The 5,500-nt window shown below is 54.3% G+C and carries 3 protein-coding genes, 1 tRNA gene and 3 pseudogenes; 2 read left to right on the top strand and 5 right to left on the bottom strand.

Features of this window, described 5'->3' with window-relative positions; genetic code table 11:
- The 5 genes and pseudogenes from ACMX3H_RS16725 to rsmC all read right to left on the bottom strand — a co-directional run.
- Positions 1-313, bottom strand: a pseudogene (locus ACMX3H_RS16725) (IS21 family transposase); the annotation flags it as partial.
- A 190-nt stretch (positions 314-503) separates the two neighbouring features.
- A pseudogene (locus ACMX3H_RS16720) lies at positions 504-988 on the bottom strand (type 1 glutamine amidotransferase domain-containing protein); the annotation flags it as partial.
- A gap of 590 nt (positions 989-1,578) precedes the next feature.
- Positions 1,579-2,682 (bottom strand): annotated as a pseudogene (locus tag ACMX3H_RS16715) (GGDEF domain-containing protein).
- A gap of 435 nt (positions 2,683-3,117) precedes the next feature.
- Positions 3,118-3,204: transfer RNA gene (locus ACMX3H_RS16710), tRNA-Leu, on the bottom strand.
- A gap of 165 nt (positions 3,205-3,369) precedes the next feature.
- On the bottom strand, positions 3,370-4,422 hold the full coding sequence (rsmC, locus tag ACMX3H_RS16705) for a 16S rRNA (guanine(1207)-N(2))-methyltransferase RsmC (protein WP_415211623.1): 1,053 nt from the start codon (positions 4,420-4,422) through the stop codon (positions 3,370-3,372).
- A 112-nt stretch (positions 4,423-4,534) separates the two neighbouring features.
- On the opposite strand from rsmC, the gene ACMX3H_RS16700 reads away from it, so the two are divergent.
- Both ACMX3H_RS16700 and rimI read left to right on the top strand, forming a co-directional pair.
- Complete coding sequence (locus tag ACMX3H_RS16700) at positions 4,535-4,948, top strand: DNA polymerase III subunit psi (RefSeq protein WP_415211622.1); 414 nt, start codon at positions 4,535-4,537, stop codon at positions 4,946-4,948.
- Positions 4,917-5,342 carry a ribosomal protein S18-alanine N-acetyltransferase gene (gene rimI / locus ACMX3H_RS16695; RefSeq protein WP_415211624.1) on the top strand — a complete coding sequence of 142 codons (426 nt, stop codon included), beginning with the start codon at positions 4,917-4,919 and terminating at the stop codon, positions 5,340-5,342. Before ACMX3H_RS16700 ends, rimI begins: the two co-directional genes overlap by 32 nt.
- Positions 5,343-5,500: the final 158 nt, after the last annotated feature.

Genomic DNA, 5,500 nt, shown 5'->3' with positions numbered 1-5,500 from the left:
TTCCATCCAGAGCAGCTGTTTGGTCACGCCCTTGCGGCTTAACTCGGTATCGATATCAAGCCAGCTGGGTAAGGTCTTGATAGCCTTGCCGGATTTGCCGGGATAGAGCAGGCGGTCGAGGTCGACGGGGGACAGTTCCGACGGCAATGGCCAGACCAGGTTAGCTACCGTGAATCGGCCGAGGATATCGTGCACTGTGGTACAGCCGATGCCGAGCGCTGCTGCGATTCGAGCGACGCTGCTCAAATTTCATGCGTAATACATTGATATAGATGTACATTTTTGTTATCGCGTTCTTCTTTTTACGTGCCATGCCATACCCCCGGAAGCTAAAAGTCTCCAGAGTATGGCGGAACAGAAGATGAGCGATCGGACAGAATCGGAATCGCTGATCGGACGACCGGAATCAGTGATCGGATGAAATCAGAATCAGTGATCGGGCGTGACCGGAATAAGTGATCGGGTGAAATCGGAATCAGTGATCGGACGTGACCGGAACCAGCAAACGCCGGTAAATCATCCGGAGTCCGGCTGGTGACTAGCGTATCGTTATCCACCACGACTTCTTTATCGAAAAAGTCGGCGCCCGCATTTTTCACATCCACCACGATCGGTTTCACCGCGGTCATTTTTTGCCGCGCACCACATCGGCGCTGATAAGCAACTGCGGGCCATGGCAAATCGCGAAGATCGGCTTACCGCTGTCGGCGAAAGCGCGGGTAAAATTGACGAACAGATCGTCACCGCACAGCGAGTCGGGGGAATGCCCGCCCGGGAGCAACAGCGCGTCGAAATCCGCGGCCTGAACGTCATCAATGCCTTTATCGATAGTGACGGTGGCTTCTCCCTTCTTACCGGTGACGGTGTTGCCCGCCGGCTTCTCGATAGTGACCACTTGGTGCCCGGCCTGCTTGTAGGTCTGTGCCGGCGAGGTGTATTCGGAATCCTCGAATTCATCGGTAATCAAAACGGCGCTTTTCTTGCTCATCATGTCCTCCTTCAGCTAAATGATGGCCTCACCTAAGCCTAGTGCCGGATCGGCCGCGCAGCAAATTGAAGGTAGGATGCAATTGTCAATTAATGGGTTATGATTTTTCTGCCGCTGCCGCCTATGTCGCCGTCAACGCCACCCGCGTCTCGCCGATGTTCGGTCTGCGGACCCCGAACGGCAGGCACGGCGGGACCTGAAGTGCGATAGGCGAGAAAGCCGGTGATGGTAGGCAAGAATATCCGCGCGGCAAAAGGATAAATAGTGCTTTGTCCACCTCGCGCAAAGGGAATTAGGTAGTCGTCTGATTCCGCAGCATAATTGAGCTGAGCGTCTTGAAAAGAGACCGCTATTTTTCTGCTCGTGCTAAATAGCGCCTCGGCGGGACATTTTAACGTCGGCCCTGTGGGTAAATACTGCCAAAATAAATAGTTTCGGGGCGGTAATAATACCGCAAATATCAGGGCGGCATGTTACCGACGACATTCGGATAATACTCAACTTTGTCGCAATTTTGATTAAGTCGGTGAAAGAGACAACAAATAAAGGTGGTGAGCGTGGGGTATTTTGCGATTAACGTTTTAACAACGTTAGCGTTCGGCGGAGGACGGCGATTTCTTCTCGTCGGACAGTCCGGCAAATTTTACCGCGTTGCGGCCCTGATGTTTAGCCTGATATAGGGCCTGGTCGGCTGCGGTTAATGACGCATCAATATTGGCGCCCGTCAGCGAGGCAATACCCACGCTCAGCGTAACGGTGGTGGAAGCTTCCTGGTTATATAAATGCGGTATTTTTAGATTCAGCATCGCCTGCCTGACGTTCTCGGCCAGGGTTAGCGCTTCGGTTTCATCAAAGTCAATCAGCAGCACCAGAAATTTCTCGCCGCCGTAGCGTACCACGACGTCGCGGGAACGGACGGCGTCGCGTATCGCCATCGCGGCCAGGGCCTTATCGCCCATGCTATGACCATAATTATCGTTATACGCCTTGAAATGGTCGATATCCAACAGCAGCAAATAGTGGCAGCCAAGCCCGCCGCCCGCACCGAGCAGCCCTTCGAGCCTGTTATGCAGCCCGCGGCGGTTGTATAGGCCGGTGAGCGGATCGATCATGCTAAGATCGCTGAATTTTTCTCACTCTTCGCTCAGGCGCCTCACCAAATCAATAGTGAAAGCCTCGCTACGGTTTTGCATCAGATGGTGCAAGGAGAAACTGATAAGCGGCAACACGATAGTAAACAGTAACATGACGATATGGCTAAACTCATCAAGCACCATCACCGTCACGGCCGAAGGCAGGCTATGCAGGCAAAACACCAGTAAATTATCGGCAAGCGTAATGGTGCTGATGAAAAAGACCGTCATCAGGCTATATAAGGAGAAATGTTTTATCGGGCGTCGCTAGCTGATTGAATCGGAACAGAATATGCCAGGCCCATGAGATGCCGATAATAATTGCAAGATAATTCAATGAAACTGCATAACTGCGCATCCGAAAGAGAGTTATTACCAAAACGGTCAGCGATAACGCCGCAACGATTATCGCCGCCGCTGACGGCTGTTATTTATCGCGCTCACCACGTAAAAAAGAGAAAAGGCGATATTTAGTAACAAAAATAACAGCAGCGATGTGCGAAGCTTACTTTGGCGGAGCTCATCATAGGTGTTATAAGTTTTAGACATAGACAAACGTATAAGCCCAGGCTGTGAAAACTAATAATAAATAATGTTGCGAGAAAATAACGGATCACTATAAATCCCCCAGAGTTTTTATACCTGAATTTAATTTTTCGCATTGTGCTCAATTTAGCAGCTTTAGCCGCCATTGTCATTAACTACGCTCGGTGACCCCTTAAAAAACCTTGCCAGATTTAAGGAAATCGCCGTGCGCAAGCGTCAGTAAACCGAGGGCGTCGAAACGGGTCGCGCCGCCGCAAACCGATCGCAAACCAACAAGCGCTGCGGTGGGCAAAATCGCCAACGTACTGATGATGAGATGAGGGATAGGTTGCGGCTTGGCAGCGGGGGGCAAAGGGTTATCGCGCAGGCGTAAGGGAGGCGAGCGGAGCAGCCTGATAGAGGTTAGCGCAAGAAAAAGGGGAACGCGAAGGCGAAGTGAGACATTAACAATGGTGCGAAGAGAGGGATTTGAACCCTCACGTCCGTTAAGACACTAACACCTGAAGCTAGCGCGTCTACCAATTTCGCCACCTTCGCCTGACACAGACAGCCGCTTAAGGCTGTTACCACGGAGGCGGATTTTAGAGGTTTTGACGTTAAGGTCAATGATTATTTGTAATTTCGTGGGCGTTTGCTGCAAAAAAATACCGTACCCCGCCGGGCCCAGCGGCGCGCGGCGGGGTACGGTGCGCCAACCCAGCGTTAGCGGCGTTTTCCCCGGTTATCGCGGGTACGCTTCACTTGATGAAAAGCCTGGTAGACCTTAAAGCGGCCGTTTTGCGCCAGCACCTGATGATTGCCGAATACCGCATCCAGTAGATCCGGATAGGGCAGGAAAGCGTTAGCGACAATGCGTAATTCGCCGCCGATACGTAGATGGTCAAGCGCGCCGCGAATTAGCGTCTCCGCCGCTTTCAGATTGGTTTGCATACCATCGTGGAACGGCGGGTTGGAGATAATCATATCGAAACGGCCGCTGATGGCGGAGTAGACATCGCACGCCAGCACCTCCCCCTGCAGGCCGTTGGCCGCCAGGGTAGCGCGACTGGCCGCCAGCGCTGGCGCATGCACATCACTGAGCGTCAACTGCACCCCCGACCCGCCTTTCGCCAGGACCGCCGACAGGACGCCGGCGCCGCAGCCGATATCGGCCACATGGCCTTGAATCGGCTGCTCGAAGGTTGACAGCAGCAGTTGGCTGCCGTTATCCAGCCCGTCGCGGCTGAAGACGCCCGGCAGGGTTTTTATCACAACATCGTCAAGTTGGTAAGATTGCCAGTAAGCCTCCGCATCGAAACGGGGTTGCTGGACGAGTTCGCCGTGATACAGCCCGCAGTGTCGGGCGCTATCAATCTTACCCAGCGGACACCACACGTCCAGCATCGCCTCGGCGCTGCGCACGCCGCTGCGGTTTTCCCCCACCACAAACACATCGCAGCCCAACAGCAACAGCGACAGGAGATTGGTCATCTGGAACAGCGCTTCCGGTTTGTTTTTCGGCCAGAAGTAAATCAGCGTATCGCACCCGCCGACCAGGGCGGCGTCCGCCACTAGGCCGAATTGCACCGCTTGCTCGCCCAGCGCGCGGGCCAGCGTCTGCCGGTGGTGAAACCAGGCGGTATGAACCCGTACACTTCGCGCGTCAAGCCGGGCCGGCAGCAAATCCTGCACATCGCCGGCAATCAATACCTGTTTATCTGAGAATGTATCCTGATGCCGAAGTATGACTTCACTGGCGGGGGTTAATGCAGACATGCAACAAACGCTCCTCAATAATTCGAGCAAGGAGTATAGTGCTTTATTGCCCTGGGTTCGATAGGTTTGGTAGCATAGCGGCGCGGAATCGAGACCGCCGACGGGATAAACAATGACGACAAGGCGCGATTGGCTGTTACAACAACTGGGCATTATGCAATGGACGCTCCGGCGCCCGGCGGTGCTGCAGGGGGAAGTTGCGGTCACCTTGCCGGGGCATATTCGTTTATTGCTGGTGGCCGAGGCGCCGCCGCCGCTCGATCATCCGCTGGTGGCCGATGTGGCGCGCAGCATGGCGCTGACGCCAGTACAGCTCTGCGGGGTGACGCCTCTACAGGTGATGATGCTACCGGATAACGTCCGTTGCCATTGCTGGTGGCTCGGCCTTGACACCCTGCGCGATTTTGAGGGAATGTCTTTCCATACGCCGCCGCTGGCGGCGCTTTCAGGGGATGCTGGCGCCAAGCGCGAGCTATGGCGCCGGATAAGTGATGATGAATACCATATTACCGCTGCTGCCGGCTGATCTCACCGCAGTCTGGCACATTGAACAGGCCAGCCACGCCTTTCCCTGGAGCGCTAAAACCTTTGCAGGCAATCAAGGCGAACGCTATTTGAATTTCAAACTGTGCGTGGGCGATCGCATCGCGGCTTTCGCCATCACCCAGACCGTGTTGGATGAAGCGTCACTGTTCAACATTGCGGTCCACCCCGAGTTTCAGCGGCAAGGCCACGGTCGGGCGCTGCTCGATCATCTGATAGCCGAGCTGGAGCAGCGGCAAGTATTGACGCTATGGCTGGAAGTGCGTCAATCCAATGCGCCGGCTATCACCCTGTATCGCGCGCTGGGGTTTAATGAAGTCTCGATCCGAGTAAGCGTACGCCCAGCGCCGTCTGTTAATTCCCCATCAAGTTATTAAAGATGGTGTCCATTATTTTTTTAATGGGCGCAATTCATGAAACAAACCCCACCAAAACCCTCAAGACGTCGTCCCAATTTCCCGCTGGACTTTAAAATTAAGCTGGTTGAGCAGGCGCTCCAGCCCGGCGTATCCATTGCCAAGCTGGCACGGGATAA

It is taken from the genome of Sodalis sp. (in: enterobacteria) (assembly GCF_047607725.1).
Taxonomy (GTDB): Bacteria; Pseudomonadota; Gammaproteobacteria; order Enterobacterales; family Enterobacteriaceae; genus JBLKSS01.
This window is presented reverse-complemented; position numbering and strand designations above follow the sequence as displayed.

What these genes read in the sequence shown, in the direction of transcription:
- rsmC (WP_415211623.1), bottom strand. Translation starts at nt 4,422, where the DNA reads ATGTCTGCATTAACCCCCGCCAGTGAAGTCATACTTCGGCATCAGGAT.
- rimI (WP_415211624.1), top strand. Translation starts at nt 4,917, where the DNA reads ATGAATACCATATTACCGCTGCTGCCGGCTGATCTCACCGCAGTCTGG.
- ACMX3H_RS16700 (WP_415211622.1), top strand. Translation starts at nt 4,535, where the DNA reads ATGACGACAAGGCGCGATTGGCTGTTACAACAACTGGGCATTATGCAA.